Genomic DNA, 25,992 nt, shown 5'->3' on the forward strand with positions numbered 1-25,992 from the left:
ATGCTGGGTCGGTTGCCGGGCGTCACTGCTTCGCGGGGCCGAAATCAGCATACGAGTACGACGCGTTGCATCGTGAATCCACCATAGCAGCCATCGATAATAAATCTTCATGATCGTTACTGGGAAACGACCGCGTCACACGGTTACGAATCACACGCGGGAGCCGCTCCGCTCGACCGGAGGTAGGCGTCGAGTCGGCGGGCGATCCGTCGCGCGAACGCCGGATCGTTGACGTCCGTCGCCATCTCGATTCGCTCCACGTCGTCGTCGATGCCGTCCCGGAGCGCGTCGAACAGGGCCGCGTCCGCCTCGGGGTCGTGGAAGGGTCCGCCCTCGACGGCGAGTTCCGAGGTGCCTCCGAGCGGCAGGGCGAGCGCCGTCGGTCCGGTCGCGTCGCCGAGTTTCGCGGCGATGTCGGCGCCGACCGCCGCGGCCTCGTCCGCCGCCGTGCGCACCAGCGTCACCTGTGGGTTGTGGGCCACCCGCCGGCGGTCGTCGAGGGACGCGGGCACCGACTCCGGCGGGCCGAAGTTGATCACGTCGGTCGCGCCGGGGACGACGACCTGCGGGATCCCCCGCCGTCCCGCGGCCCGGAGGCGGTCCGGTCCCGCCGAGAGGACGCCACCTGCCAGTTCGTCGGTCAGTTCGGTCGTCGTCACGTCGAGGACGCCGTCGACGACGCCGTCGGCGATCAGCTCCTCCATCGCCCGACCGCCCGTTCCGGTGGCGTGGAAGACGAGCGTCTCGTATCCGCGGTCGTCGAGGTACTCCCGCGCCGTCCGGACGCAGGGCGTGGTGACGCCGAACATCGTGATCGCGACGGTCGGACGGTCGGTCTCGACGCTCGCGTCCGTCCCCGTCATCCCGACGACGGCCCGTGCCCCGTTCTCGACGACGGTCCGCGAGATCGGGTCGAGTCCCTCGATGTCGACCACGGAGTGCAGCATCGCCACGTCACGGGTGCCGACGTACGGCGCCACGTTCCCCGAGGCCATCGTCGAGACGATCAGTTTCGGGACCCCGACCGGCAGGGCCCGCATCGCCCGCGACGCCACCGAGGTGTTTCCCGACCCGCCGAGGCCGAACACCGCATCGAGGCGCCCCTCGGCGTGCAGGCGAGTGACGATTCGGGCCGCGCCCCGCCCCATCGCCGCCATCGCGTCGCTCCGGTCGCGAGCCGTCCGGAGCGCGTCGAGCGAGGCGTCGCCCGCCGCCGCCACCGTCGCGGCCGTCGTATCGGGCTCGACCCCCGGGTCACCAAGGACGCCCGCGTCGACGACGTGGGTCTCGGCCCCGGCCCGCTCCATCACCTCTCGGGCGAACCCGAGCGGCTCCTCTTTCGTGTCCAGCGTGCCGACGATGACGATGCTCATGCGTGTTCGTCCCTCCCGCGGGTCGGTCACACCAACGGCCCCCCGAGGAAAAAGTCAGTGGCCTCGGACGCCGCGAGTCTCAGACGCGAGGTTCGGGGGCCAAGGCTTATCAAACGACTCGAACCAGTGTAGGACGAATGGACGGGAGCGACTCCGTGTCGGCGGGCGATGGCGTGAGCGACGCGGTCAAGCGGCGAGCACTCGCCGCCGCCCCGCTCGGCGTCGTCGTCACCGATCCGACGGCCGCGGACAATCCCATCGTCTACGCCAACGAGGCGTTCTATCGCCTCACCGGCTACGATCCCGAGGCGGTTCTCGGGAGCAACTGTCGGTTCCTCCAGGGTCCCGAGACGGACCCGGAGCGCGTCGCCGAACTCCGGGCGGGGATCGAGGCCGCGGAGCCCGTCTCGACGGTGCTTCGCAACTACCGTCGCGACGGCACTCCCTTCTGGAACCACGTCGAGGTCACGCCCATCACCGACGACGACGGGACGGTCACGCACTTCGTCGGCTTCCAGCACGACGTGACCGAACTGAAGGAGCGCGAGCGCGAACTCGCGGCGCGCCAGCGTCGCTTCGAGACGCTCCACGACGCCAGCCGGGAGCTGATGAACGCCGACTCGTCGACCGAGGTGGCTCGGATCGCGACCGACGCCGCGAAACACACGCTCGGCTACCCGATCACCACCCTGCGCTTCGCGGACGAGGCCGACGGAATCCTGCGGACGGCCGTGGCGACCGAGGAGTCGATCGCCGAGGCCGGCGAGCGACCCAACTACCGGATCGACGGCGACACGCCCGCGGCACGGGTGTACCGGACGGGCGAGCCCCTGATCTACGACGAACTCGACGAGACGGACGACGGGTACGACCGCGGCGACCTCCGGACCGGGATGTACATTCCCGTCGGCGACTACGGGGTCATGAGCATCGGCGACACCGACCCGGCCGCCTTCGACGACACCGACCTGGAGATCGCGGGCGTCCTCGCGAAACTCGTCGCCGGCGCGGTGTCGCGACTGGAATCCGAGCGGGCGATCCAGCGCCGAAACGAGCGCCTGGAGCGGTTCGCGAACATCGTCGCTCACGACCTCCGCAACCCGCTCGGCATCGCCCGCGGCCGCCTGGAACTGGCGCGGGAGACGCGGGACAGTGACGACCTCGACGCGGTCGCCCGCGCCCACGACCGGATGGCCGCGCTGATCGACGACCTCCTCACGCTCGCCCGCGAGGGTGGGACGGTGACCGACGAGGACGCCGAGGCGCTCGATCTGGCGCGGATCGCCCGAGATTGCTGGCAGCACGTCGAGACGCTCGACGCCGACCTGCGAGTCGTGGGCACTCGCACCGTCCTGGCCGACGAGGGTCGGCTGCGCCGACTGCTGGAGAATCTGTTTCGGAATAGTGTCGAGCACGGCTCGACTGACAGCCGGCCGGCGGCCGGCGATAGCGTGGAACACGGTTCCACGAACAGTCGGTCGGAGACCGACGATAGTGTCGAGCACGGCTCGACTGACAGCCGGCCGGCGGCCGGCGATAGCGTGGAACACGGTTCCACGAACAGTCGGTCGGAGACCGACGACGGCGTGACGGTCACCGTCGGCGTCCTCGGCGACTTCGCTCGGGGGGCGACGGCCGCCGCCGACGGGGAGTCCCGGAGCGGCTTCTACGTCGCGGACGACGGCGTCGGCATCCCCGCGGAGCGACGCGATCAGGTGTTCGACGACGGCTACTCGACGCTTCCCTCGGGAACTGGCTTTGGCCTCTCGATCGTTCGGGAGATCGCGGACGCCCACGGCTGGAGCGTCGAGATCGTCGACAGTCCCGACGGCGGCGCACGCTTCGAGTTCCGGGGCGTCGAGGGGGCTCGCCAGGGACCGAACGCGACCGAATCCTGACCCCGGGCCTTCGACATCTTGAAACCCGTCGCCCGCCTCGATTCCTCGCAGACGTGTCCGTCCCCGCCCCAACCCCCGCGGGATCCGTCCCCGCCGGTCCGCTCGCCGTGGTCACGGACGCCGGTACCCTGACGACCGATACCCTCGTCGTGTTCGGCATCGTCGTCCTCGCGCTCGTCCTGTTCGTGACGGAACTGCTCCCGGTCGACGTGACGGCCGTCCTCGTGATGGTCGTCCTGATGGTGCTGGGGGACGACGGCGTCGTCAACTTCACTCACATCTCGACCGCGGAGGGGGTTTCGGGCTTCTCGAACCCCGCGACCATCACCGTCCTCGCGATGCTCATCCTCAGTTCGGGGATCAGCCGGACGGGGCTCGTGCAGATCCTCGGCCGGAAGATGGCCGCCTTCGCGGGTCAGGACCGGGACCGGCAGTTACTCGCGACCATCGGCGTCGCCGGTCCCGTCTCTGGATTCATCAACAACACTCCCGTCGTCGCCATCCTCGTCCCCGTCATCACGGACCTCGCCCACGCGGGCAAGACCTCCCCCTCGAAACTCCTCCTCCCGCTCTCCTATGCCTCCATGTTCGGGGGCATGCTCACCCTCATCGGAACCTCGACGAACATCCTCGCCAGCGACGTCTCCGCCCGTCTCCTCGGACGTCCGTTCGGCATGTTCGAGTTCACCAAACTCGGCGTCGTCGTCCTCGTCGTCGGCAGCCTCTACCTGCTGACCGTCGGTCACCGCCTCCTCCCCGAGCGCGTCCCCGTCGAGGAGGACTACGTACAGGAGTACGCCATCGAGGAGTACCTGACCGAAATCGCGATCGGCGAGGCGTCGCCGCTCGTCGGCAAGACCGTCGACACCGCCCTCGACGGCGTCGAGTTCGACGCCGACATCCTCCAGGTCGTCCGCGAGGGCGAGGAGTTCGTCGAACCTCACGGCAGGGTGCGGATTCGTGCGGGCGACCTGCTTCGCCTCCGCGCCGACCGGGCGACCGTCCAGCAGTTGCTCGACCGCGAGACGGTCACCCTCACCGGCGACCCACCCCGGACCGAGGCGGAACTCGACCCCGAGGAGGCGGTCCAGACGCTCGTCGAAGTCGTCATCCCCCGGGGGTCGCCGCTCGCCGGCGAGTCGCTCGCGAGTTCGACGTTCCGGCAGCGCTACGACGCCAACGTCCTCGCCTTCCGCAGTCGCGGCGAGACGATCCGCGACCACATGGACCGCCGACGCATCCGCGTCGGGGACACCCTCCTCGTCCAGGCGGCGCCGGACAGCGTCGACCGCCTCGCGAGCACCGACGATTTCATCGTCGCCCACGAACCCGACCACCCCGACTACCGCACGGATCGGATCCCACACGCCGCCGCCATCATGGCCGGCGTCGTCGGCCTCGCGGCCGTCCCCTGGGGGACGGTCGGTGGCGCCCTCGCCCGCCTGACCGGCGTCGACGCGTTCGCGGCGCTCGCCGCGCTCTCGATGCCCATCCTCGTGACCGCCCTCGCCGGCGTCGTCGCGATGGTCGGAGCCGGCGTGCTCAAGCCGACCGAGATGTACGACGCCGTCGAGTGGGACGTGATCTTCCTGCTCGCCGGCATCATCCCCCTCGGCATCGCGCTCGAACAGACCGGCGGCGCCGACTTCCTCGGCGGCCTCGTCGCCGCGACGGGGGCCTTCCTCCCCGTCGTCGGCGTCCTCTGGGTCTTCTACATGGCGACGGGGCTGCTCACCGGCGTCATCTCCAACAACGCGAGCGTCGTGTTGATGCTTCCCGTCGCCGTCGAGGCGGCCAACGGCGTCGACGCCAGCCCCTTCGCGTTCGTCCTCGCGGTGACCTTCGCGGCGTCGACGGCGTTCCTCACGCCCGTCGGCTACCAGACCAACCTCTTCGTCTACGGGCCGGGCGGCTACCGGTTCTCCGACTACATCCGCGTCGGGGCGCCGCTCCAGCTTCTCCTCTCGGTCGTCACCGTCGTCGGTATCGCCCTCTTCTGGGGGGTCTGACGGCCCCGGACTTTTGCTCGCCCGCCGCGTACGGCCCGGTATGGAGTTCACCGTCGTCCAGGGCGACATCGCCGCACAGTCCGCCGACGCGCTGGTGAACGCCGCCGGCACCAGCCTCCGCATGGGCAGCGGCGTCGCCGGCGCGCTCCGTCGGGGGGCGAACGGTCCGATCAACGAGGACGCCGTCTCGAAGGGACCGATAGACCTCGGCGCCGTCGCCGTCACCGACGCCTACGACCTCGACGCCGATCACGTGATCCACGCGGCCGCGATGCCCCACTACGGCGACGGGCGGGCAACCGTCGAGAGCATCCGCGAGGCGACGCGGAACGCGCTGGAGCGGGCGGACGAACTCGGCTGTGAGTCGCTGGTCGTCCCCGTCCTCGGGACGGGCGCCGCCGGCTTCGACTTCGAGCGGGGAGCCGAACTCGTCTGCGGGGTGATCCGCGACTACGAGCCGACGACGCTCGACGACGTGCGGGTGATCGCCTACTCCGAAGACGACTACGGGACGCTCGAACGGATCGCCTAGGGCGGGTCGGCGTCGAGGATCCCCCACTCGTGGCCCGGGAGGAGTTCGTCCGCCCGGTCGAGCACCTCGGTCGCGCTCTCCCACCACGCGAAGTCGTCCATCGCCAGCCCCCGGGTCGGCGGCCCGTCGTCGGGCGCGTTCTCGAAGGTGGGCACGGCGTCGACGGCGACGACCGTCGTCCCCGCGTCCGTCTCGACGGCCACCGACTGGTGACCGACCGTGTGTCCCGGCGTCGGGAACGCCGTCACGCCCGGACAGAGCTCCGTCTCCCCGTCCAGCGGCGTCAGATCCACCGTCAGCCACGGCGGCTCCCGCCCCAGCGACTTGGCCTCGTAGCGGTCGGCGTGCATCGGATAGGGGGCGATGGCGTACTCCAGTTCGCGCCGCTGGACGTAGACGTCCGTCACGCCGTCGAAGCGGTCGAGGTTGTAACAGTGGTCCCAGTCGAGGTGGCTCAACACCACCCCGTCGAGGTCCGCGGGCGCGTACCCCTCGTCGTCGAGGATGGCGCCGAGGGACTGCCCGGGTTCGCGCCGACAGTCGAACGCGGGGTGGCGTTCGGCCATCAACTCGACCGGGCCGAACCCCGTATCGATCAGCAGCGTCTCCGCCCCCTCCACGAGAAAGACCGTCGACGGCGCCTCCACGACCCCCTCGGACCCCTCGACCAGCACGCTCGCGTCCATCGAAATCGATCCACAGCACCGTGGCGTGACCGTGGCCGTCATGCCTCGCCACTGGCGCGCGGGAGTCATAAACCCACCAGCCCGCTCGGATCACTCGCGCATCGGCGCCTGCGACAGCGCGACGGTGTCGCCGTCCGACAGCGCCTCGTCCGGGTCGGCGTGTCGCCCGTTCCGCATCACGACCAGGCCGCCCGACGGGTCCGCCTCGTCGACGCCGAGTTCCGCGACGGCGTCGCCGACGCTCGCCCCCGATCCGAGCGACAGCGAAACCGTTGACTCCCCGACCGCCGCCGCCACCTCGCCGTAGCATCGGACCTCGATTCGCACGGCCCTGGTTGGGCGGCCGTCGACCATAAGTCGCCCGCCACGGGGACAGTTACAAGGCGGTCCGGGCTCCTCCTCCCGACGATGGAGGTCCACTTCGACTTCTTCGGGCCGATGCGCGACGCCGTCGGGCGAAAGCGCGTCACCCGGACGTTCGACGGGACGCCGACCGTCGGCGAGGCGTTCGACGCCCTCTGTGCCAGCTTCGACGGCCTGGCGGACGCACTCCGGGACGACGACGGCGACTGGGCCCGGCGGGTGACGGTGACGGTCGACGGCCGGAACGTCCGGCAACTGGACGGCTACGGGACGGCGCTCTCCGACGGCGACGTCGTCCGGGTCGCCCCACCGGTCGTCGGGGGATGAGCCGACCCGGGCGGTCGCGCCCCGCCCGTCAGTCGTCCGCGACGGCCTCCACCCTCCCCCCGCCGTCGGGGACCGTCCCGTCCTGATTCCACCCGCGGAGTTCGTAATACTCGTCCAGCGCCGCCTCGATCCCCGTGAGGTCGTAGGGGAGCGTGTCCGCCTCGCGGTCCATCCCCCGCTCGTTGTTGAAGTGCCGTTCGAGTTCGACCGTCCGCGCGCCGACCCGCTGGAGGTCCTCGTAGTCGCACTCGAAGAGTCGCTCCAGGGTCTCCTCGGTCACGTGGTCCGTGCCGCCCGCGAAGGCACAGACGATCCCCGAGTCGCGGAAGGCCGCGTGGTTCTCGCGGCGCATCACGAGTTCCGGCTTCCCCTCCAGGGTCTCTGGGTCGACGTCGCCGCTGTACTCCACGCGGAGCGTCGTCGAGTACATGTGGTCGCCGCCGCGGTTGGCGACGGCGTAACTGAGTCCCTGCCCGTGGAGGACGCGCCCGTCGTGGGCGGCGAACTCCATGTCCTTGACCGTGTAGTTCCGGACGCCGAGTTCGTCGGCGGCGCGGGAGACGCCCTCCGCGAGGAGGTCGCCGATCCCCTCGCGGGTCGCGATCTTCTCGACCGTCTCGTGGACCAACTCGGCGTTGCCGAACTCGTCTTCCGACGCGAGGTAGGCCGCGACGGCGTTGCCACAGGAGATGGTGTCCAGCCCGTAGACGTCACAGAGCTCGTTCGACTTCATGACGTCGACGACGTCGTCCACCTCGCAGTTGCTCCCGAAGGAGAAGACCGTCTCGAACTCCGGCCCCTCGGTCTCCAGTCCCGTCTCCTCGTCGCGTGTCGGGAGCTTGCAGGCGAAGGCGCACATCGAACACGACCCCTTCTTGTACTTTTTCTCCTCGACGGCGTCGCCGCCGATCCGATCCGCGTGCTCGAAGCCGTACTTCTCGAAGTAGCGCGTCGGGAGCGAGAAGTTGTCGTTGATGAACTCCGTCCCGCCGGTGGTCCCCTGCCGTCGCATCAGGTCGTCCGAGGTGGCCGCGGCGCCGTGGACCTCCCGCTGGACGTCCTCGGGGAGGTCCACCGCCGGCGCGGCGTCGCCCTCGAAGGTGATCGCCTTCACGTTCTTCGAGCCGAGGACGGCCCCCATCCCGCCCCGGCCGAACGCCCGGCTCTCGTAGGTCATCACGCAGGCGTAGCGGACGCGGTTCTCGCCCGCGGGACCGATACAGAGGACGTTCTCGGCGCCCAGGTCGCGCTCCCGGTCGACGTACCCCGTCACCTCGGGAACCGTCGCCCCCTCCAGTTCCGGCGCCTCGACGAACTCGACGCCGTCGTCGGTCACGTGGATCACGAGCAACTCGTCGGCCGCCCCCGCGAGTTCCACCGCCGAGTACCCCGTGTCGACGAAGTTCCGCGAGAGATATCCGCCGGCGTTCGTCGAGAGGAGGCCGTCGGTCAGCGGCGACAGCCCCGTGCAGTTCATCCGCCCGGTGAACGACATCTCCGACTGCTGGAGCGGGCCGCTGGCGAAGTAGACGCGGTTCTCCGGCCCGAACGGGTCGGCGTCGAACGGGATGCGGTCGTGTGCGAGTTTCGTACAGAGCCCTCGGCCACCGACGAACGACTCCCGAACGGTCGTCACGTCGTCGACTGCAGTCCGTCGGGCGCCGACGTCGATGGTGAGAAGCGGTCCCTTCGCGTGGTTCATCGTGCCCACGTTTCGGCCCGTTCGGTAAAAGGTTGTGCGGCGGCGGGCGGTCGGCTCGCCCCCGTCGCGGGCCACGACGCCGCTCGTGCGAGAGCGCCGACGGCGCGGCCGCTGGGCGGCGTCGGCGGAATCGAGGAAGGGGGAGGGGTTACTCCGAGCCGAACATCTGGCGCATCATATGTCTCAATTAAAATCTTGTTTAAATACTGTATTGCAGCTACACTAATATTCCAAAGGTTCACCATCGGTAATTAAGTTACTACGTAACCACCTCAATCGTGATGGCTTCAGAAACTGGACCAAACGGTGATGAAAACGGCCAACTCAAAATCGATGTTGGAACCGAGCTATACGACGCGTGTATAGAACCGACATACCAGCTTAACCGGTCTGGCGCTCATGATGGTCGAGAGCAGCACCACCTCCACCTCAGAGGGAATGTTTCTCGCGGATTCGAAGAAATCCACCACAAACTCTCTTCCGGGTTTGACCAGAAAGTCTACAAGGCGGATACAGGTGAGTTGCTTATCATGCTCGCGCTCCGCCACATCGATGAGCTCCCCGAGGTTGCGGCCGATGTTGGCTTCGGAATCTCACCCGAAGAAGCCGTCACCAAAGCACGAGAGGGATAAACGGCTCGAAAGCGCACTTCACTGAAGGGATGAGAAACCGTTCCTGAGCTTGCTGAGATGATTGATTCGCTTGAACCTTCGGACATAAGAAAATCTGAACTGGTCTGCTCACTTAGCACTCGTCGGTGCTCTCGGAAGGGCATATTTATGAAACAACCACCCTCTTTCTTAGCCAAGACCCCCACATCATGAGTGATTCTATTTCAGCTGTTCCAGAGCGGTTACGAAACACCATACAGGAGCAGAGTTGTATAGAGGGGATGGCTGAATTGCCTGCGGATTCAGTTGACTTAGTTATTGCAGACCCGCCTTATAATCTCTCGAAAGGGGCAGATTGGAGTTGGGACAACGAGGCCGATTTAGATGGTTTCGGTGGTGAGTGGGACAAGACGATGGAACACTGGGATGATATGGGATTAGAGGAGTACGCAGCGTTCACCCGGAGTTGGTTGTCGGAGGTCAGGCGTGTGCTGAAACCAACCGGGTCAATCTGGACATTCGGCTCATATCACAACATCGGGGTTGTGAACGTACTCTACCAAAAGTTAGGAATAGAAATTATAAACGAAATTATCTGGTTCAAGCGAAATGCATTCCCGAATCTTTCAGGAAGGCGCTTCACCGCTAGTCATGAGACACTTCTCTGGGGTCATACTGGCGGCCCCGATAACAGGGAGTATACCTTCAATTATGAGTTGATGAAAGCCCGTGAATTTCCGGAGGATAACATCAACGATGAGGACAAGCAGGTTCGAACAGTATGGGATATCCCGAACAATAAATCGAAAGAAGAACTGGAGTTCGGTAAGCACCCGACGCAGAAACCCCTACGTGTATTGGAGCGACTCGTCATCTCCGCAAGCAATGAAGGTGACCTATGTTTGGTCCCGTTTGCGGGGTCAGGTTCCGCGTGTGTCTCTGCTAAACTGAATGGTAGGGATTATCTTGGATATGAGGTAGAATCCGAACACGCCGAGCTCGCCCGCACTCGTCTCAAAAACGCGGAAGATAAGCCGGAACAACTACAGAACGCGACCTCGGAGAATCAAGGAACTCTCGACCAGTATGACTAGCTCAACTAACTTCCAACCAGTAATAAAATGGACCGGTAGTAAACGAACTATCTCCGAGGAAATCGTGTCAACCTTCCCTGACAAATTCGACACGTACTTTGAACCCTTCATCGGAAGCGGGTCAATTCTGTATCAACTGGACCCTTCTGACGCTATTTGTGGTGACATCTGTGAACCACTAATCGGGATTTGGAAACTGATTCGCGATGACCCTGATGAATTGATTTCGTACTACCGCCGGGAGTGGAGGCGTCTCCAAGATGAAGGTCCGGATGTTTACTACGAAATTCGTGACAAGTTCAATGAGACACGGGAACCCCAGCATCTCTTCTTTCTCTCGCGAACCTGCGTTAACGGGTTAATTCGCTTCAATAGCGATGGTGAATTCAACAACTCCTTCCACCTCTCACGACCGGGCATAAACCCAAAGCGGCTCGGGCCAATTATTACAGAATGGTCCAGAAAAATCCAGAACGTCGGATTCCATCACACAGATTACGAAGAAACTACTGAGAGCGCTTCTAAAGATGATTTTGTCTATCTCGACCCTCCGTATTTTAATACAACAAGCCGCTACTACGGTTCGATTGATTACGACCGATTCATAGATTATCTAAAAGACCTGAATGAGAGAGGGGTCAACTACGCACTCTCGTACGATGGAGAGTCTGGTGACACAGATTATACCGTAGACCTCCCTGAATGGGCTTTTGAAGAACATTTACTATTGACTTCAGGGAACTCATCATTCAAGAAAGTCATGGGACAGGAGGTGGCCGAGGTCAAAGAGTCTCTATATCTGAATTATGAGCTTCCAGAGTCTCCTGAAGAGCAGTCGAAATTGCACTCTTTCTGAATTCGTCAGTCCCTTTCAAGTATAGCTTGGGATACTGGTGTTCATCAACCCAAGAAACGCTGAGGGCTACGTCAACGTCTGAGTCCGACAGAGTGTCGTCAAGAGCCACGGTTATTTCACTCGTATCGTTCAAGCCTATGGGAGAATTGGCAAACATAAATCCCGACCAGTATTCGACATCGGGGTAGTCGCGAAACCAATATCTCTCATCATCCGAGGCATCCTCTGGCACTACTTTCCATTTACCTCGTGAATCTTGCTTGTGCCAGCAGGGGCGCTCTCGGAGCCCGGTATAGTTTTCGTGGCCTTCAAAATAGCCGACTAGCCGACTTCCGATATCCTCGGTGAGGTCACTCTTATCGTACTTTGATTCGATTGTTAGGAGAGATAAGGTGTCCTCATCAACATATTGGAACACTTGGTCTGGCCTCTTTACACGTGGAGGTCGCCGGGGAATATGGTCCCAGCGTGAAACAATTCCATCAGGAGGATGGATTATATCGAATTCGGTCCACGAACCCCCCGGTGGATTACAGAAGACCTCGTGTATCTCTGTAGTCCCTTCAATAGCGCCATGGATAGCGGCATCAACCCCTTGTTCCCCGTGTCTTTCCGGAATATAATCACGGAGTGTGTCGATTGAATCCGTCATTCAAGAACCACCCCCGATTCCGTGGGGTCAACAATAATTGCCCCTGCGTACTCGGAGATTACGTTCCAGAGCTCATTCCGGCCTCTTTCAAGCAAATCTCTCCAGTTCTCAGGAGTATTCGTGCTATACATGATGATGAACGTATTTTCTTGTGTCGCGACCTGTGGGAACATTGCGTGGAGGAGTGGGAGAAGACCTCGGTCCGGACGTGAGTCTCCCGATGGCTTGTACCCGTACAAGGGGACGAAGAAGATAGGGTCGTCAATGCGGTCGTCTCGGGTTATCCAGTCAAGAATCGGGGTATTAATATCTGGATAAACCTCCTCAACGAGTGCTCGAAAGCTTTCCCGGGCCCCAATGGCTGCTGCTTCCGATGGTGCTTCTTTATAACTGACCGGAATATCTCCAAGAGAACTCTCAGCTAATGAATCAAGCTCGTCCGAAGTATAGTCGGATTTGGTCGCGTCTACACCCCATGTATCTAAATACTCAATCTTGTAGTCCTTCGTCTCCGAGCTTTTCCAGTTTATCTTGCTAAGGAACTTGTCGTAGAATCTATCTGTACATGTTCGACTTTGTGCTGCCTTTCGGAAAACAACACCATCATTAGCAAAGTCTTCAAGAGAAATCTTATGCAGAGCGTGTTCGTCTCGGACTGGTCGATTTTCTGCTAGTGCTTCTCCGACGATTTCTGCAGATTCTTCGGGGTTTCCAGCAATTAGAGGTTGATACTTATGAATGGGTAGGAATGTCTGATTGTAATCAACGTACTTCTGAGCAATTTCAAACATGTCCGTCAGTATAGATTCGATTGCCGATTCATAAGACGCACTAGACGTGTCTTCCTCTCCGGCTATTTGTCTAAATAAAGATACGATGAACTCCTGTCCTGCTTGTAAACCGTTAAAATCGTCATATCCTCTCGGAAGCGGATAGCCTTCTTGTGCAGCGTAATCACACCAACTGCTAATTTCGTAAACTTGCAGAGAGGGCACTCCGAGATAATTGGACAAAGTCAATTGGCCAAGAGTGATTTGAGAGCTTTGATACCTCGGACCTTTTAGCTCAAATCCTTCAGAGTCGTGTTCCCAGTCAAGAAGTGGAGCAACATAGAGATAGGGAACGCCTGCCTCAGCTGCATCCGCGGCTCGTCGAAACCGTTGCCATGCCTGATTACCAGCTTGAATAGCATCACAGGATTCAATTGCGAGGACAGTATCGCCCTCTGACCCATCTTCTTCTACTTGATTTACCAGAATGTCGGGCTTCTCGCTGAATTGCCCCTGTAGCGGAGACCTCGACCAACGGTCGTAACCGGGACATAATTGGAACGCATAGAATGGCTCGGAGTCATTCGATTCGGAGAAGAGGTAAATCGGCCTATCCGTGGGCGGTAGTTTCTCGTGAAATTCGAGTCCATCCGGACATTCGCGAATCCAGTCTGGGATTAATTCTGTTTCAAGGATATTGTCGCCGTACACGCGAAAAGCGAAAACTGACTCTTCTTCAAGCAGATGTTGACCCATATCGGCATTGTCATATCTTCATCTGATAAATATGGCGTTGCGAACGCCCGATACCTTGTGCTGAGTAAGTAGAAAATGGCCTTCCAGCCGAGCACCCACCCATTTGCTCATCAGGTATGGTCGGCACTACCCATCCCGGTTCAGGAACCGTGATAACCTCTTCCTGTTACGCTCACGGAGTTCGCGAAGCAACTCTGTCGCTGATTTTTCCTCATCGGAGGCTACGCAAGGGCCTCACAGAGGTCGTCTGACAGGAGTCGATTCGGGTCCTCGTCAGCCATTATTCCATCAATGAGCCTCTCGACTATGGCCTGTTCGTCGATTGCGACACACGCGCTGGATTTCCGACTGCGCCCCCTCCGGGCTACACACCCCCGTCCTAAGCTTGAACTCACAACATGGTCATCGCGCAAGGAGGACTGTCCTGAGTACGTTGGATACCAGATGATGGGTATTCGTCGATGGCCTGATGATGGCTAATCGAGAGATACCTGATGATGGATTTCGTCGTTCTACCGGACTTGTCTCTACTCACGCTCACTCATGTCGTGGTAGACGAGCATTGACGGGGGTGCCCCTACGGGGGCTTGTCGATAAATAATATCGACCGTGTGACGGGCTGGATTCGTCCATCGAAATTACAGACTTGCTGACCCTGTCAGACCGTGCCTTGACAGCCTCGATAATCCTTTGCAATCTGCCAGCAGACTTAGAGTATGAGAACGACAGAAGAGACGAAAGCGTTCGTTCTGGCCGTCTACGAGAACGATGGAGTCGCATCGATGCGCCAAATCCGCCTCGCCACTGACCTCTCCGAGAACCAGCGCCATCATCAATTCAGCAAGTTGGAAAAACACGACTTCATCACGGTTGAGAAAACAGATATGATGGGCAACAACGGTGCGGGAATGAAGGTCGCGAAATTGACTGAGAAGGCGTACGAAGAAATCAATAAAGGGTTTCTCCAAGGCGAGCCGTACAAGCGTAAGCTCGCCCCAGACAACACTGAACTCGCCGAAGAACTTGACGAGGTCAAAGCCGAGAACGATGCCCTCGCGAAGGAGCTTGCCGGCACGCAAGAATGGCTGTCATCTTATCTGATTCCCATCGTTCGTGCCCTTCGGGCCGAGTCAATCCGGCATAACAGAGCGCTCTCTGGAGACCTTGCTATTGACCTTGACCAGTTTGATATCGAAAAGGACGAAATCAAGCAGTTTGACGAGAGCGCGAAGAAACATCACTCGGTCACTCTGGAGTGAGGAACACGTCTGGTGAGCTCTGTGGGAGACTGGGAGGGCGCAACAGGCGGCTCCAATACTCAATCCACGACCGAACACCAAAGCGTACGCTCAGTGTCGGCTAAGGTATGTTAGAAACCGAAGACTGGTATCATGATTACTACGACCTCCGAGCACCGGGGAAACACTACTGCCGACACTGTGACGAGACCTACAACAGCATGGGCGCAGTCATGCACCTAATGCGCGAGCACGGTTTCGACAGCGTCGACATCAGTCATATGGACGTGTGAGCAAGCAGGAATCGGAGGGACGGCAGCCCCGCCTTTGATATCGAATAGAGTTTCTAAAACGGACAGCCCGAGCAAAGACTTAGTGCTGCTCGGAATCAGGCCAACGCGACCTGTCCCTCAGAGGGTTCGAAGATTTCTCCCTGTTCAGCGAGTTTCGAGAGTACATGAGCAGTGTTCTTCTCCTCGATTTCGAGTTCCTCGCGGGCGTATGCGACGACCGCATCTCGCGAGACAGCTTCACGACCGTCATCAGTAAGCACACGGAGAATCTCTTCCACGAGTTCGAACCGTTCATGCTGAGACGTGGACACACCAGACTCGATGATAGCCGCATCAAGCATCCCGGTGTCCGGGTCAATGCCGACATCACGGAGGGAGTGGACGATTAAATCGATTGCACGTGATGCGTGCTCAACTGTTACTGTCTCAGATAGATAGAGCCGAGCAATCGACTCAGCGAGTCGGGCCATCGCTGAGACTTTCCGCGCCGTAACTGGTATGCTCTGGTGAGTCTGACTGTTCCGCAATTCGACGTAGAAGTCTTCGAGGAGGTCCATTGCGTCGTCATCCATCTCTGGCGTAAGGGACCGAGCGTGGGCGATGTAGAGCCGGAGGAAGTCCTTCGGCAGGATATCCGCATCTGGCTCAGGCATCGTCGGGTTATCCGGGTCAAACACCGGAGCCTCAGTCGACCCATTCTTGCGCGCACGGAGTTGACTCCGGGCAATCTTCGCATCACGGTCATTGTCCGTGTAGTCAGAAAATGCGAACACAAGGTCGAACCTTGAAATCAGCGATGGGTCAAGGTCGAACTGGTCCGCAAGAGGCTGAGACTGGTCCCACCGACCATACTTCGGATTCGCCGCCGCGACCACCGTTGTGCGAGTGCGCAAGTCCGCGTTGATACCTGCCTTACTGATGTGGACCTGCCCGTGCTGCATGGCTTCGTGGAGAGCCGACACGTCCTCCTCATCGGCTTTGTCGAGCTCGTCTATGACAGCTACCCCTTGGTCTGCGAGCACCAGTGCACCGGCTTCGAGCGTCCACTCACTCGTACCACCAATATCCCGTTGAACAGTCGCCGCCGTGAGCCCAGCAGCACTGCTGTTCTTCCCATTCGCGAACATCGCTCGCGGCGCGATATCGTGGGCGAACTTGATGAGTTCAGATTTCCCCGTTGAAGGGTCACCGATACACATCAGGTGGGACTCTCCGCGCTGACGTTCCCCATCGACAGTCCACCACGTCTGGCCGCCAACGAGAGTCGCGATAATCCCCAGCTTGGGCATCTCGTTCCCATAGATACTCGGTGAGATAGACCGCGTCAGCACATCGATGAGGTCCTCACGTGCAGCGATAGTCTCGATGAGCTCGACCTGCTCATCAGTCGGTTTGACCTCCTCAAACGACCCGTCCTGCGTAATGACAGACTCAGCCTCAAGCCACACCTCAACGAGATTTGATTTCGCTGAGAGCTCCCCGCGAATTCTCCCGGATACCTTTACGCGGTCCCCCGGGCTGCACACGTCAATCAGGTCGTTACCGAGAAGGTCAATACTGATTTCGCGCGGGTTAGTCGCGCGAGAAGACTCCGGAGCCTCTTGCACCTTCAGTTGCTGGTAGCTCTCCGTCCGCGAATCTCCGAGGTGTACGCTCCACTTGCCACTCTTCTCACAAACTGAGCATTGCTCGATACTATTCGCCTTCGGCGCGGCAAACCGACCAACAGGTTTGACCCTCACCTCATTGCCGCACGCACAATAGAAAGAGTACGTCGTGACTCGCCCAGCGGGGTCGCTGATGTGCCGCACAATACCCTCTACCGACACATAATCACCGATACGGCGCGACAAGTCTGCTCCTAAATCAGTAACCGGCGGCTCATCAATCAAGATGACCGATACTTCATCGTGGAGAGGTGTTGTCTTGATGCTTGCATGACTAACAATCAGGTCCTCGTGCTTGATATTCAGACCATGAGACGTTGCCCATCGATTGACCTTGACGAGCTCGTGCATAGCGTGCCAGACGACATCCCGGATGTCACGTGACTCAGAGATGAGTTTCTGAGCGTCATCCGGAAGCGAATCGATATACGGCTTCATCTCCGCATACGAGACTTTCAGGACCAACGATTCACCATTGAATATGTCGACGATATCCTCAGCACACTCATTCGCTAAGTAACCAGCAATGCCCATCGTTGGCTCAGCAGGGTCTTCCTCGCTATCCCAGCGGACAGCACGGAGGTCTTGCATACTTGGTCGAGCCATCAGACACCACCGACTACACGGGTCTCAGATACACCAGCCTCAACGAGCGCTTCGAACACTTGTTCCGGAGTTTTCTCATGTGCGTCCGCGATTTCGACAACCTTAGCGTGGTCGCTGAATACCTTTAGGTTCGGATTCTCACAGAGGAGGTCAGCGAGGTCGAGTACGTCATCCTCAAACTTGTTCGCAGACGCGCGGAGTTCGGATGCTTCACGACGTAGTTGGTCAGCCTCACGACGTGCAGACTCCGCGTCCATCAACGCTTGCTCGCGCTCGGCGTCAAGCTCGTGCGCTTCGGAGCGGAGTTCCTCAGCCTCTTGTTCCAGCTCAATCGCCTGCCGTTCAAGCGACTCCGGGTCAGTACCGAGCGAGTGCATATCGATGAACGCATCCATCGCATCCCGGAGTACGTCGGACATATTGACACCAGCCGCGTCACACGCACGCCTGAATTGTTGCTTCTGTAACTCGGACCGAGCGTCGAACCGCATCTGCTCAGACACGGTTAGCACCGTTGGTTGGCGATACTGCTATGTGGCCTTCTGTCGCACTTTCTACTGGGTTCCAAGCCTTTTGAAATCGCATATTAATCACTCAAAACTGATGAGAATCATCCTCTCGCCATCGGCACTCTCTACGAGGTCGAAGACGTAGCTTGACGCCTCTGCCCAATTGGACATCCAGTCGTGCGGGAGTCGAGGACGATTGTCGGTGAGGTCTTTTCGAGTCCTTTCCTTGATATCCGTTTCTTTCAATTTCATTTTATACGTATAATATAGATGATGCAGCCGACTAAAGGCGTTGTCCCACCATGGGACAATCGACTGCCTTAGCTCCTGATGGGGAGAGATAGCGGAGGGGTCCCTTCCTCCAGATACCAGTACAATGTACATCCTCTCATGTACATGTACTACATAATCGCCTAGTAAGAGGTAGTAAGGGGACTTGCGCTGGCATAAACAGGTTTCGCGATGCTGAGGCTATCTATATCCGAGGTGGGCACGGAGGTCGGCAAAGGCGTCCTTACTCTGTTGTTGCTCCGCGTCCGGGTCTTTGCTGATGTACTTCCTTGTCGTGTCAACTTTTCTGTGACCCATGAGCTGTGCCAGAATATGCAACTTCATCGATGTTTTGTTCGCTCGAAAAGTTGCGTACGAGTGTCGGAGAGTGTGACCCGTGATTAGATGCCGTCTTTTCTCCGCTGCATCCGTGTACAGCACCTCGTTCACGCCGGCATTATACGCGGATTCTTTGACTTTGCGCGAGACGAATGAGGGGCGCATCTGGGGCTTCTGGTCGGTGATGAAGAGGTACTGGCTGTCGCTATCTCTGTGGGAATCACGAGGGCCGTGAATGTACCGGTGGAGTAAGTAGTCCAGTTGTTCGGAGTAGTACACATCCCGCCAGATATCTGTATCGTCCGGCTTCCGCTTCGCTGTCTTGATTTTGATTTTTCGTTTCTTTCGGTCAATATCTTTGAGCTCGTTCTCCTCCCAGTCCCAATCTTCGTCGGCTCCGATACGGATATTACATAATTCGGAGCTGCGGATACCTGTCTCCCAGAGTAACCGGATGATGAGCTCGTTTTGTATCTTCGGCGCTACCGCGTTGTTGTATATCTTGCGTACTGTCTCAGGAGAAACTGCGACGACTTCTTCTTCTTCAACTTCTCCCCTAGACCTCAGGACGAGGATTTGTTTTGGCGTGTTCCGGTATACTGGCTTATTGTAGTGCTCATCAAGTTCATAGCCGTCGTATGGATTCTCGGCAACGTAACCTCTTGTGGACGCCCAGAGATAGAAGACGACTACCGTGGTGACCCGAGACCCCAGATACGGGTGTGAAACACTGTCGTACATTGAGTCCACGTACTCGGCCATGTTCTCCCACTCTGGAGCCCAGATATCGACACCCTGACCGGCACACCAGCGTGCCCACGTGATAATACACGACTTGCGCGTGTTGTACGTATTGTCGTTATTGTAGTCGAGGGCATCGTCGCGAATCCGAATGTTGGTCAGGTACTTCGTCAGCAGCTTCAGTACATCCTCATCGAGTTCCTGTTTTTCCCACTGCTTGGACCCGTTCTTCTCTTTTAGTTCCGTGAAGAGTTCTGATTCCTCGTCCGTCCGAATTTTGAGTTTGTTAGCTCTATCACTCAGGTCAGTCATAGGATTTCCACGTAATGCCGGGTTCCTTCGTGTACAATTGATTTGATTCGGTCTTCACGCGCCAGTCGGGCACATGCAGTTCTCACGTCGCTCTCAGTGAGATTATCATACCCTTCCTGTTGAAGAGCGGTCAGAATATCAGACGGGTCACCCGTGAACTGTGCTTGCTCAGCGGGGTCGTCAGTAAGAGGCCGGGGTGATTCCATCGTGACGATGAATGACTCTTCATCCTCAGCCTGAGGAAGGAGTCCCTCAATGTCACTCATCAATTCAAGTATCGCTTCGCTGCTCGGGTCAACCCCTCCCACCGAGCCACTGGCTGTGTCGAGTTCGCGGATTTCCTCGGCCAGTTCATTGACCGTGAGAGTAAGTCGGTCTAGCCGTTCGTGTACCGGGTCGAGGTCGACCTCTACTGCATCAGCTGGTGGACTGGCCTTTTGGGAGAAGTCGCCTTCGTCGAAGCGTCGGATATACTCGTTGACTGCCGTGATAATGAGGTCGGTGTATCCCGCGTGGAGCTCGTGCTCGTCGAGCCAGTCTTTCCAGTCTTTTTTCTTGGATTCTCGAATGTTGAATCCGATATAGGATTGGGCGTCGTCATCCTCCGGGTCTGCCATGACCCTCCAGAGGAGGGATGAGATATTAAAATCTCGTTTTAATCAGACCCAAACATCTGGCGCATCATCGGATGCATCTCCATCAGCTGCTCCTCGGCGATCTCCTCGTACAGCTTGTACGTGATGCTCACGGTGAGCAGGAGACCGGTCCCGGAGACCTGTCCGATGGTGCCGAGCATGTTGGCGCCGACCGCGAGCAGGCCCACGAGGGCGCCGCCGATGACGGTCACCTGCGGGATGTACCGCTCCATGACCTTCTCGATGACCTGCGGGTTACGCCGGAAGCCGGGGATCTGCATCCCGGAGTTCTGGATCTGCTGGGCGGTCGCCTCCGGGCCCATCCCGGTGGTCTCCACCCAGAAGATGGCGAAGATGGCGCCGCCGATGACCATGATCGTGAGGTCCACGCTCACGCGAATCATGATCTGCCAGGGTTCGGCTGCCGTGCCGGCCAGCCACCACATCCAGTCGGTTCGGGTCTGGATGGGCGCCAGGTAGTAGAAGAGCCCGGAGACGGGCTGGCCGTTGCTGTAGGTGCCGAGCCACGCCGGCATCTGCTGCCACGTCCTGTTGAGGATGCGCCCGGCGAACTGGATGTTCGCCTGCAGGGCGCGGACGAGGATCATGGGCAGGACGCTCGCGTAGATGAGCTTCACCGGGAAGCGACCGCGGGCGCCCTTGACGCGGGCGTGCGAGAGGGGGATCTCGACCCGGACGCTCTCGGCGTAGACGACGATGGCGAAGATGAGCACCGTCGTCACCAGCGCGAGCAACTGCCCCTGACCGAGCAGGAGCGCCTGGAGCCCCTCGCCGGTGAGCGGCGAGGCGATCTCCTGGCTCCCGGTCAGGATGGCGAACCAGGTGGGGAAGAAGCCGGGCGTGCCGCCCAGGCCCTCCCACGCGAACAGTCCGCCGACGAGCTGCTGGCTCACGCCGGCGATGATGAACAGCCCGACCCCGGAGCCGACGCCCCACTTGCTCACGATCTCGTCCATGAACAGGATGAGGATTCCGCCGACGGCGATCTGGAAGAACAGGAGTGTCTGCACGCCGCCGACCCCGATCCCCAGCGCCTGCCCGACCGCCGGATCCGCCGGCAGGAAGTTGCCGGCGAAGACCATCGGCAGCCCGGTCAGACAGATCATCACGACCACCAGCAGCTTCTGGAGGCCCTGATACAGCACCTGATCGCGGGGGTCGTCCGTGTCGAGCCCGAGCAGATCCGCACCGCCGAGCAACTGCAGAACGATGCTCGCCGTGACGATGGGACCGATCCCCAACTGGAGGATCGAGCCCTGGGATCCGGCGAGGATCGACCGGAAGCGGCCGAACAGGTCGCTCGACGCCCCGGCGTTCAGCCCGAACAGCTGCACGTTCGTCAGGAAGAAATACAACACGAGGATGCCGGCGGTCCAGCCGAGCTTTCGCCGGAAGGGGACGTGCCCCTCCGGCCGCGTGACTGAGGGCATCCGCGTCAGCACCGGTTCGGCGGTCTCCTTCCATCCCATGGGTTTACTCCTCGTCCGACTCCTCGGTGTCGTCGGCTTCGTCGTCGGCCGTCTCGGCGCGGTCCGAGAGTTCGGCGCTCCCGCCGGCCGATTCGAGCTTTTCGACGGCGCTCGCGGTGAACGCGTCGGCGACGACGGACAGTTCGTTACGGACCTGTCCGTCGCCGAGCACCTTCACCACGTCCGCGTCGTAGCCGTCGTCGGCGACGTCGCGGGCGTCGAGGCGGTAGCCGCCGTCCGTCTCCTCGGCGAGGCCCTCCGCCGCGTAGAGCGCGACGTCCTCGTCGAGTTCCTGGACGGTCACCTCGCGCACCTCGTCTTGCACTTCGTCGGGGCGCGTGAAGCCGTGTTTGCCGAGCGGTTCGTAGTTGTGGAACTCGTGTTTGGCGCGACCGGCACGCCCGCGGCCGCCACGGTGACCCGCGCCGCGCCGGTTCTTGTGGCTGCCGCCGCCGTGGGTCCGCGAGCCGCGCTGGCGCTTTTTCTTGTCGCTCATCGCATGGCCTCCAGCAGTCGGTCGATCTCCTCGGTGGTGTGCTTGCCGATCTGCCCGCTCTCGACGGTCGGGTGCTTCAGGCCGTCGTGGCCGCCGCGCGGCGGGTGGAGCCGGATCGACGGGGCGAGACCCTGCTCGCGCAGCGTCGTCTCCTCGTCGACCAGCGCCGTCGCCAGCGCGTCGACGTCGGCGTAGTCGGTGTTGTCCGCGACCCACTCGTCGGTGACGTCGGCGGTCCCCGTCTCGGGTTCGCCGCGCCGACGGATGAGCGTCGCGACCACGTCGGCCGACGGTTCGCCGTGGGCGACGTAGTCGTTGACCTTCGTGATCATGCCGCGGTAGGCGTCAGTCTCGGGAACCAGCGTACACTGGTTGACGGCGTGCAGGTTGAGCATCTGCAGCGTGTCCTGCACGTCGCCGGAGATGTTGACTTCGCCGCGGAGCTGGACGAGCGCCTCCATCACTCGCTCACCTCGGTTTCGCGCTGCTTCCGGCGGGCCCGCTGGGGGGTCCGCGACTGCGAGGCGTTCCGCAGCGCGTTGTACGTCGCCTTCGCGAGGTTGACCGTCGTCCGGGTGTTGCCCGTCGACTTCGTCCAGGCGTCCTGGATGCCCGCGAGTTCGAGGATGTTCCGCACCGTGGGCGCGGCCGCCAGCCCCAGCCCCTGCGGGGCGGGGATGACCTCGACGGTCACGGAGCCGGCCTTGCCCGTCGCCTTCCGCGTCAGGGAGTTGACGCCGCCGGCGCGGTCCTCCCAGGACCCGGAGCCGCGGTCCACCTCGATGATGTTCAGCTTCGCCACGTCGATGGCCTTCTGGATGGCCGAGCCGACCTGATCGTCGCGGCCCTCGGCGTAGCCGAGGTAGCCGTCGCGGTTGCCCACCGCGACGACACACCGGAACTTCACCCGGCGTCCGGAGTCGGTCATGCGCTGGACCATGTTGATGTCCAGCACCTCGTCGTCCAGCCCCGGCAGGAGCTGATCGACGATTTCGGCTTCCTTCAGCGGGAGCCCCGACTCGAGGGCCTCCTTCATCGACGTTACGTCGCCGTCCTGTACCTTGCGGCCGAGCCGCGTACGCGGTTCCCAGCCGTCGCCGTAGTCGTTACTGCTCATTGTCCTCCATCAGTGCTTCGAGCACGGTATCGAAGTGCTCGGGGAGTTCCGTCGCGTCGAAGTCGCCGCTGTACAGCGGTTCGTCCCGCTCGGCAGCGTACTCGGCGATGTGCTCGCCGCGGTTTCGCGACCAGTCCGCGAGGACGCTCTCGCTGTGCGGAATCGACAGTCCCGCGTCGATAGCGCCTTCCTGTACTGCGAACACCTTGTTCCCGGGGGTCGCGGTGTTGAGCCCGATGTCGAGGACGGCCTCCGTCAGGCCGGCGTCGACGGCGCGGCTCCCCGCGAGGAACCCCGTGAGGTACGCGCTCGGGAGATTGCCCGTGGGGGCCTCCCAGCCGTACTCCGCGAGGTCCTCCGAGGACGCGGCCGCGTGGGTCTCGTCGCCGTCGGGACCGGGGGTGATCAGCTGCGCCCTGACGTGCCTGTTGCTCACGCGAGCGACCAGGCGAGGCTTGCCGGATTTCAGCAGGCGCAACCTCTGGTGGTAGTCGGTTCGGTCCTCGCGGCGACGCCGCATGGGGACCTTGTATCGTGGGCCTGTTGCCATCAGTCGTTCACCTCCACGTCGTAGTTGTTCTCGATGTACGCTTCGAGTCGCGCCACGCTGTCGAACTCCCCGCCGCCAGCCTTGTTGTAGAGCTCGCGGTACTGGGAGCGGTCCAGCGGGCCGTCGTCGCGCAACTCGCGCAGGCGACGCCGCTGGGCGCGGATGCGACTCGTCCAGTCCTCCTTGCTGTCCTTCCGGGCACCGGCGGTCCCGCGTCGGGAGCCGGCGCCGGTTCGGTGACCGTAGGCTCGCTTCTCCGCCCGTTCGCGGGCGCGGCCGCGCGAGTTGTTCGAGGAGCCCTTCTGCTGGATCGTGCCCTGATCGACCAGGTCACGGATGTCCTCGCGGGTGATCGCCTCCGCGATTTCGCTCTGGGCGTCCGGATCGAACCAGACGCGGTCCTTGCCCACGTCGAGGACGTCGGCGGCGAGCCGTTTCTGTGCGCTCAGATCCGTCATTCGGCTTCCTCCTCGACTTCGACTTCGATGTACGTCGGGTTGAGGACGCGAATCTCGCGGTCCTCACAGACGTCTTCGATGCGTTCGCGCTTGCGCGCGCCGACGCCGCTCGCGATGCGAACGGCCTCGGTGGCCGGGTCGACGCCCTCCAGGTCGTCCGTGTTGTGGACACGGACCTCCTCGAAGCCGCTGGGATGCAGGCCGCGGGCGGCCGTCGGCGAGCGGTAGCCCGCCTCGACGGTCGCGCCCTTGCCCTTGATCCCGCGGCGCTGCTTCGAGAGCTGGCCGCGCGGGCGCCGCCACGAGGGGTCGACGCGCTTTTTCTTGTGGTGGTCCTGGCGGTTGAACTGCGGGTTGCCCTCCCGGCGCTTCTGCACCAGCGCGCGGGCGGCCTCGTCGTCCAGGTCCGGCGTCTTGTCGGCGTGACCGCGGGGCCGGAGTTCCGTCTCCGTCTCCTCGGTTCCCTCTTCGGGTTCGGTCTCCTCTTCGACCTCCGCGTCGGTCTCCTCGGAGACTTCGAGGCCGCCGACGTCGGCCTTGATCCGGGCGGCCAGCGCGTTGCCGACGCCCTCGATGTCCGCTAGCTCCGACTGGCTCGCGGCCTTGAGGTCCTGGATGGACTCGTAGCCGGCCTCGCGGAGCGCCTCGGCCTTCGAGGGGCCGACGCCGCCGATGTCCTCGATGGACTCGATGTCGTCTTCGCTTTCGCTCATCTACGCCCCACCTGCCTGCGGTTTCTGCGTGATGTAGACGCCGTCCTGGAAGACCCGGGTGTCCTTGTCGGGCACCCGCGTCAACTGTTCGATGTCGGCGGCGGTCTGTCCGACGGCCTCCTTGTCGGGGCCGGTCAGGGTGATCTCCTCGCCGTCGACCTGTACCTCCGTGTCGCCGCGGATCTGCACCGTCCGCGGCGCGCGTTCGCCGAGGAAGTTCTCGATGACGACCTCGTCGCCGTCCACGTTCACCTGCATCGGGAAGTGAGCGTAGAAGATCTCCATCCGATACTCCCAGCCGTCAGTCACGCCGTGGAGCATGTTCCGAACGTGGCTCTCGAAGGTGCCGACCGTCGCGCGCGTGTTGGCGTCGTCGGCCTCGCTCTCGATGACCACGTGGTCGTCCTCGACCGCGACCGACACGTCGGGGTACCAGAGGCGTCGCGTGACGCTCCCGTTCGGTCCCTCGACGGTCAGATCGAGGTGGTCGACCTCGGCGGACACGTCGTCCGGAATCTCGATTTCCGTTTTCATGTTAGTATACGTATGCGATCACCTGGCCACCGATGCCCTGTTCGCGGGCCTCGTAGTGGCTCATGACGCCGTGGCTGGTCGTGACGACGAGCGCCCCGTAGTCGCGGGCGGGGAGATACCGCTTCTCCCACTTTTCGAACTCGTCCGCGCCCGCGGAGTAGCGGGGCTTGACGACGCCACACTGGTTGATCGCGCCTTTCAGTTCGATCTCGAAGCGACCGGACTTGCCGTCGTCGACGAACTCGAATCCGTCGATGTACCCGCGGTCGTAGAAGACCTCGAGTACGGAGCCGATCACGTTCGAGGCGGGCTGTACCGTGTGGGACAGATGTCCCACGCTCTCGGCGTTGTCGAGCCCCGAGAGCGCGTTCGAGAGGGGATCGTTCCCTGCCATT

At 61.5% G+C, this 25,992-nt stretch carries 28 protein-coding genes; 9 read left to right on the forward strand and 19 right to left on the reverse strand.

Annotation, left to right across the window (positions count from 1 at the left end; genetic code table 11):
- Window positions 1-143: 143 nt before the first annotated feature.
- Window positions 144-1,373 (reverse strand): Tm-1-like ATP-binding domain-containing protein, encoded by a 1,230-nt coding sequence (locus NBT67_RS01385; protein WP_251343036.1) that lies wholly within the window; start codon window positions 1,371-1,373, stop codon window positions 144-146.
- A 137-nt stretch (window positions 1,374-1,510) separates the two neighbouring features.
- On the opposite strand from NBT67_RS01385, the gene NBT67_RS01390 reads away from it, so the two are divergent.
- The 3 genes from NBT67_RS01390 (at window position 1,511) to NBT67_RS01400 (ending at window position 5,812) form a co-directional block, all read left to right on the forward strand.
- Window positions 1,511-3,271, forward strand: coding sequence for a PAS domain-containing protein (locus tag NBT67_RS01390; protein ID WP_251343037.1), 1,761 nt, complete (start codon window positions 1,511-1,513; stop codon window positions 3,269-3,271).
- Window positions 3,272-3,378: 107 nt separating this feature from the next.
- Entirely contained in the window at window positions 3,379-5,280 is a 1,902-nt protein-coding gene (locus tag NBT67_RS01395) for an SLC13 family permease (protein ID WP_251343038.1), read from the forward strand.
- 40 nt (window positions 5,281-5,320) lie between these two features.
- Window positions 5,321-5,812, forward strand: coding sequence for a macro domain-containing protein (locus NBT67_RS01400; protein WP_251343039.1), 492 nt, complete (start codon window positions 5,321-5,323; stop codon window positions 5,810-5,812).
- On the opposite strand, the gene NBT67_RS01405 is transcribed toward NBT67_RS01400, so the two are convergent.
- Window positions 5,809-6,540, reverse strand: coding sequence for an N-acyl homoserine lactonase family protein (locus NBT67_RS01405; RefSeq protein WP_251343040.1), 732 nt, complete (start codon window positions 6,538-6,540; stop codon window positions 5,809-5,811). The genes NBT67_RS01400 and NBT67_RS01405 overlap by 4 nt on opposite strands.
- 48 nt (window positions 6,541-6,588) lie before the next feature.
- On the reverse strand, window positions 6,589-6,825 hold the full coding sequence (locus tag NBT67_RS01410) for a MoaD/ThiS family protein (RefSeq protein ID WP_251343041.1): 237 nt from the start codon (window positions 6,823-6,825) through the stop codon (window positions 6,589-6,591).
- Between the two features lie 81 nt (window positions 6,826-6,906).
- Between NBT67_RS01410 and NBT67_RS01415 the strand changes: the two genes are divergently transcribed.
- On the forward strand, window positions 6,907-7,188 hold the full coding sequence (locus NBT67_RS01415; RefSeq protein WP_251343042.1) for a ubiquitin-like small modifier protein 1: 282 nt from the start codon (window positions 6,907-6,909) through the stop codon (window positions 7,186-7,188).
- 28 nt (window positions 7,189-7,216) lie between these two features.
- Here the strand turns inward: NBT67_RS01415 and NBT67_RS01420 are convergent, their stop codons facing one another.
- A complete protein-coding gene (locus NBT67_RS01420) occupies window positions 7,217-8,890 on the reverse strand; it encodes an aldehyde ferredoxin oxidoreductase family protein (RefSeq protein WP_251343043.1) in 1,674 nt (557 codons plus the stop codon).
- Window positions 8,891-9,171: 281 nt separating this feature from the next.
- On the opposite strand from NBT67_RS01420, the gene NBT67_RS01425 reads away from it, so the two are divergent.
- From NBT67_RS01425 to NBT67_RS01435, 3 genes are all read left to right on the forward strand, one after another.
- Window positions 9,172-9,522, forward strand: a complete 351-nt coding sequence (locus NBT67_RS01425) for a DUF7970 domain-containing protein (protein ID WP_251343044.1) — start codon at window positions 9,172-9,174, stop codon at window positions 9,520-9,522.
- Window positions 9,523-9,647: 125 nt separating this feature from the next.
- Window positions 9,648-10,595, forward strand: coding sequence for a DNA-methyltransferase (locus NBT67_RS01430; protein WP_251343045.1), 948 nt, complete (start codon window positions 9,648-9,650; stop codon window positions 10,593-10,595).
- Window positions 10,588-11,451: a DNA adenine methylase gene (locus NBT67_RS01435; protein WP_256474672.1), complete on the forward strand. Its 864-nt coding sequence runs from the start codon at window positions 10,588-10,590 to the stop codon at window positions 11,449-11,451. The genes NBT67_RS01430 and NBT67_RS01435 overlap by 8 nt, the downstream gene beginning before the upstream one ends.
- Here the strand turns inward: NBT67_RS01435 and NBT67_RS01440 are convergent.
- Together NBT67_RS01440 and NBT67_RS01445 are read right to left on the reverse strand one after the other, a co-directional pair.
- Window positions 11,378-12,103 carry a hypothetical protein gene (locus tag NBT67_RS01440; protein WP_251343047.1) on the reverse strand — a complete coding sequence of 242 codons (726 nt, stop codon included), beginning with the start codon at window positions 12,101-12,103 and terminating at the stop codon, window positions 11,378-11,380. The genes NBT67_RS01435 and NBT67_RS01440 overlap by 74 nt on opposite strands.
- Entirely contained in the window at window positions 12,100-13,629 is a 1,530-nt protein-coding gene (locus NBT67_RS01445) for a hypothetical protein (protein WP_251343048.1), read from the reverse strand. Before NBT67_RS01445 ends, NBT67_RS01440 begins: the two co-directional genes overlap by 4 nt.
- Window positions 13,630-14,345: 716 nt before the next feature.
- On the opposite strand from NBT67_RS01445, the gene NBT67_RS01450 reads away from it, so the two are divergent.
- Both NBT67_RS01450 and NBT67_RS01455 read left to right on the forward strand, forming a co-directional pair.
- Window positions 14,346-14,888, forward strand: a complete 543-nt coding sequence (locus NBT67_RS01450) for a hypothetical protein (protein WP_251343049.1) — start codon at window positions 14,346-14,348, stop codon at window positions 14,886-14,888.
- Window positions 14,889-14,995: 107 nt separating this feature from the next.
- The gene (locus NBT67_RS01455) at window positions 14,996-15,160 is read left to right on the forward strand and encodes a hypothetical protein (protein WP_251343050.1); all 165 of its coding nucleotides are present in this window, start codon (window positions 14,996-14,998) and stop codon (window positions 15,158-15,160) included.
- Window positions 15,161-15,255: 95 nt separating this feature from the next.
- On the opposite strand, the gene NBT67_RS01460 is transcribed toward NBT67_RS01455, so the two are convergent.
- The 13 genes from NBT67_RS01460 to NBT67_RS01520 form a co-directional block, all read right to left on the reverse strand.
- The gene (locus tag NBT67_RS01460) at window positions 15,256-17,418 is read right to left on the reverse strand and encodes an ATP-binding protein (RefSeq protein ID WP_251343051.1); all 2,163 of its coding nucleotides are present in this window, start codon (window positions 17,416-17,418) and stop codon (window positions 15,256-15,258) included.
- A gap of 14 nt (window positions 17,419-17,432) precedes the next feature.
- The gene (locus NBT67_RS01465; protein WP_251343052.1) at window positions 17,433-17,852 is read right to left on the reverse strand and encodes a hypothetical protein; all 420 of its coding nucleotides are present in this window, start codon (window positions 17,850-17,852) and stop codon (window positions 17,433-17,435) included.
- Window positions 17,853-18,413: 561 nt separating this feature from the next.
- The gene (locus tag NBT67_RS01470) at window positions 18,414-19,604 is read right to left on the reverse strand and encodes a tyrosine-type recombinase/integrase (protein WP_251343053.1); all 1,191 of its coding nucleotides are present in this window, start codon (window positions 19,602-19,604) and stop codon (window positions 18,414-18,416) included.
- Window positions 19,601-20,221: a hypothetical protein gene (locus NBT67_RS01475; protein ID WP_251343054.1), complete on the reverse strand. Its 621-nt coding sequence runs from the start codon at window positions 20,219-20,221 to the stop codon at window positions 19,601-19,603. Before NBT67_RS01475 ends, NBT67_RS01470 begins: the two co-directional genes overlap by 4 nt.
- 38 nt (window positions 20,222-20,259) lie before the next feature.
- Complete coding sequence (gene secY / locus NBT67_RS01480; protein WP_251343055.1) at window positions 20,260-21,729, reverse strand: preprotein translocase subunit SecY; 1,470 nt, start codon at window positions 21,727-21,729, stop codon at window positions 20,260-20,262.
- A 4-nt stretch (window positions 21,730-21,733) separates the two neighbouring features.
- Window positions 21,734-22,225 (reverse strand): uL15m family ribosomal protein, encoded by a 492-nt coding sequence (locus tag NBT67_RS01485; RefSeq protein WP_251343056.1) that lies wholly within the window; start codon window positions 22,223-22,225, stop codon window positions 21,734-21,736.
- Window positions 22,222-22,686: a 50S ribosomal protein L30 gene (gene rpmD, locus NBT67_RS01490; RefSeq protein ID WP_251343057.1), complete on the reverse strand. Its 465-nt coding sequence runs from the start codon at window positions 22,684-22,686 to the stop codon at window positions 22,222-22,224. The genes NBT67_RS01485 and rpmD overlap by 4 nt, the downstream gene beginning before the upstream one ends.
- Window positions 22,686-23,342 (reverse strand): 30S ribosomal protein S5, encoded by a 657-nt coding sequence (locus tag NBT67_RS01495; protein ID WP_251343058.1) that lies wholly within the window; start codon window positions 23,340-23,342, stop codon window positions 22,686-22,688. The genes rpmD and NBT67_RS01495 overlap by 1 nt, the downstream gene beginning before the upstream one ends.
- Window positions 23,332-23,892, reverse strand: coding sequence for a 50S ribosomal protein L18 (locus NBT67_RS01500; RefSeq protein WP_251343059.1), 561 nt, complete (start codon window positions 23,890-23,892; stop codon window positions 23,332-23,334). The genes NBT67_RS01495 and NBT67_RS01500 overlap by 11 nt, the downstream gene beginning before the upstream one ends.
- On the reverse strand, window positions 23,892-24,350 hold the full coding sequence (locus NBT67_RS01505; protein ID WP_251343060.1) for a 50S ribosomal protein L19e: 459 nt from the start codon (window positions 24,348-24,350) through the stop codon (window positions 23,892-23,894). The genes NBT67_RS01500 and NBT67_RS01505 overlap by 1 nt, the downstream gene beginning before the upstream one ends.
- Window positions 24,347-25,063: a 50S ribosomal protein L32e gene (locus NBT67_RS01510; protein WP_251343061.1), complete on the reverse strand. Its 717-nt coding sequence runs from the start codon at window positions 25,061-25,063 to the stop codon at window positions 24,347-24,349. The genes NBT67_RS01505 and NBT67_RS01510 overlap by 4 nt, the downstream gene beginning before the upstream one ends.
- The gene (locus NBT67_RS01515; RefSeq protein ID WP_251343062.1) at window positions 25,064-25,597 is read right to left on the reverse strand and encodes a 50S ribosomal protein L6; all 534 of its coding nucleotides are present in this window, start codon (window positions 25,595-25,597) and stop codon (window positions 25,064-25,066) included.
- A 1-nt stretch (window position 25,598) separates the two neighbouring features.
- Window positions 25,599-25,991, reverse strand: a complete 393-nt coding sequence (locus tag NBT67_RS01520; protein ID WP_114449696.1) for a 30S ribosomal protein S8 — start codon at window positions 25,989-25,991, stop codon at window positions 25,599-25,601.
- Between the last annotated feature and the right edge of the window lies 1 nt (window position 25,992).

The sequence above is a fragment of the Haloplanus sp. GDY1 genome, assembly GCF_023703775.1.
In the GTDB taxonomy this organism is placed as follows: Archaea; Halobacteriota; Halobacteria; order Halobacteriales; family Haloferacaceae; genus Haloplanus; species Haloplanus halophilus.

Bases quoted from the DNA above. Each gene is read 5' to 3' on its own strand.
- NBT67_RS01385 (WP_251343036.1), bottom strand. From the start codon at position 1,373: ATGAGCATCGTCATCGTCGGCACGCTGGACACGAAAGAGGAGCCGCTC.
- NBT67_RS01390 (WP_251343037.1), top strand. From the start codon at position 1,511: ATGGACGGGAGCGACTCCGTGTCGGCGGGCGATGGCGTGAGCGACGCG.
- NBT67_RS01400 (WP_251343039.1), top strand. From the start codon at position 5,321: ATGGAGTTCACCGTCGTCCAGGGCGACATCGCCGCACAGTCCGCCGAC.
- NBT67_RS01405 (WP_251343040.1), bottom strand. From the start codon at position 6,540: ATGACGGCCACGGTCACGCCACGGTGCTGTGGATCGATTTCGATGGAC.
- NBT67_RS01415 (WP_251343042.1), top strand. From the start codon at position 6,907: ATGGAGGTCCACTTCGACTTCTTCGGGCCGATGCGCGACGCCGTCGGG.
- NBT67_RS01420 (WP_251343043.1), bottom strand. From the start codon at position 8,890: ATGAACCACGCGAAGGGACCGCTTCTCACCATCGACGTCGGCGCCCGA.
- NBT67_RS01425 (WP_251343044.1), top strand. From the start codon at position 9,172: ATGGCTTCAGAAACTGGACCAAACGGTGATGAAAACGGCCAACTCAAA.
- NBT67_RS01435 (WP_256474672.1), top strand. From the start codon at position 10,588: ATGACTAGCTCAACTAACTTCCAACCAGTAATAAAATGGACCGGTAGT.
- NBT67_RS01440 (WP_251343047.1), bottom strand. From the start codon at position 12,103: ATGACGGATTCAATCGACACACTCCGTGATTATATTCCGGAAAGACAC.
- NBT67_RS01445 (WP_251343048.1), bottom strand. From the start codon at position 13,629: ATGGGTCAACATCTGCTTGAAGAAGAGTCAGTTTTCGCTTTTCGCGTG.
- NBT67_RS01450 (WP_251343049.1), top strand. From the start codon at position 14,346: ATGAGAACGACAGAAGAGACGAAAGCGTTCGTTCTGGCCGTCTACGAG.
- NBT67_RS01455 (WP_251343050.1), top strand. From the start codon at position 14,996: ATGTTAGAAACCGAAGACTGGTATCATGATTACTACGACCTCCGAGCA.
- NBT67_RS01460 (WP_251343051.1), bottom strand. From the start codon at position 17,418: ATGCAAGACCTCCGTGCTGTCCGCTGGGATAGCGAGGAAGACCCTGCT.
- NBT67_RS01465 (WP_251343052.1), bottom strand. From the start codon at position 17,852: ATGTCCGACGTACTCCGGGATGCGATGGATGCGTTCATCGATATGCAC.
- NBT67_RS01470 (WP_251343053.1), bottom strand. From the start codon at position 19,604: ATGACTGACCTGAGTGATAGAGCTAACAAACTCAAAATTCGGACGGAC.
- NBT67_RS01475 (WP_251343054.1), bottom strand. From the start codon at position 20,221: ATGGCAGACCCGGAGGATGACGACGCCCAATCCTATATCGGATTCAAC.
- secY (WP_251343055.1), bottom strand. From the start codon at position 21,729: ATGGGATGGAAGGAGACCGCCGAACCGGTGCTGACGCGGATGCCCTCA.
- NBT67_RS01485 (WP_251343056.1), bottom strand. From the start codon at position 22,225: ATGAGCGACAAGAAAAAGCGCCAGCGCGGCTCGCGGACCCACGGCGGC.
- rpmD (WP_251343057.1), bottom strand. From the start codon at position 22,686: ATGGAGGCGCTCGTCCAGCTCCGCGGCGAAGTCAACATCTCCGGCGAC.
- NBT67_RS01495 (WP_251343058.1), bottom strand. From the start codon at position 23,342: ATGAGCAGTAACGACTACGGCGACGGCTGGGAACCGCGTACGCGGCTC.
- NBT67_RS01500 (WP_251343059.1), bottom strand. From the start codon at position 23,892: ATGGCAACAGGCCCACGATACAAGGTCCCCATGCGGCGTCGCCGCGAG.
- NBT67_RS01505 (WP_251343060.1), bottom strand. From the start codon at position 24,350: ATGACGGATCTGAGCGCACAGAAACGGCTCGCCGCCGACGTCCTCGAC.
- NBT67_RS01510 (WP_251343061.1), bottom strand. From the start codon at position 25,063: ATGAGCGAAAGCGAAGACGACATCGAGTCCATCGAGGACATCGGCGGC.
- NBT67_RS01515 (WP_251343062.1), bottom strand. From the start codon at position 25,597: ATGAAAACGGAAATCGAGATTCCGGACGACGTGTCCGCCGAGGTCGAC.
- NBT67_RS01520 (WP_114449696.1), bottom strand. From the start codon at position 25,991: ATGGCAGGGAACGATCCCCTCTCGAACGCGCTCTCGGGGCTCGACAAC.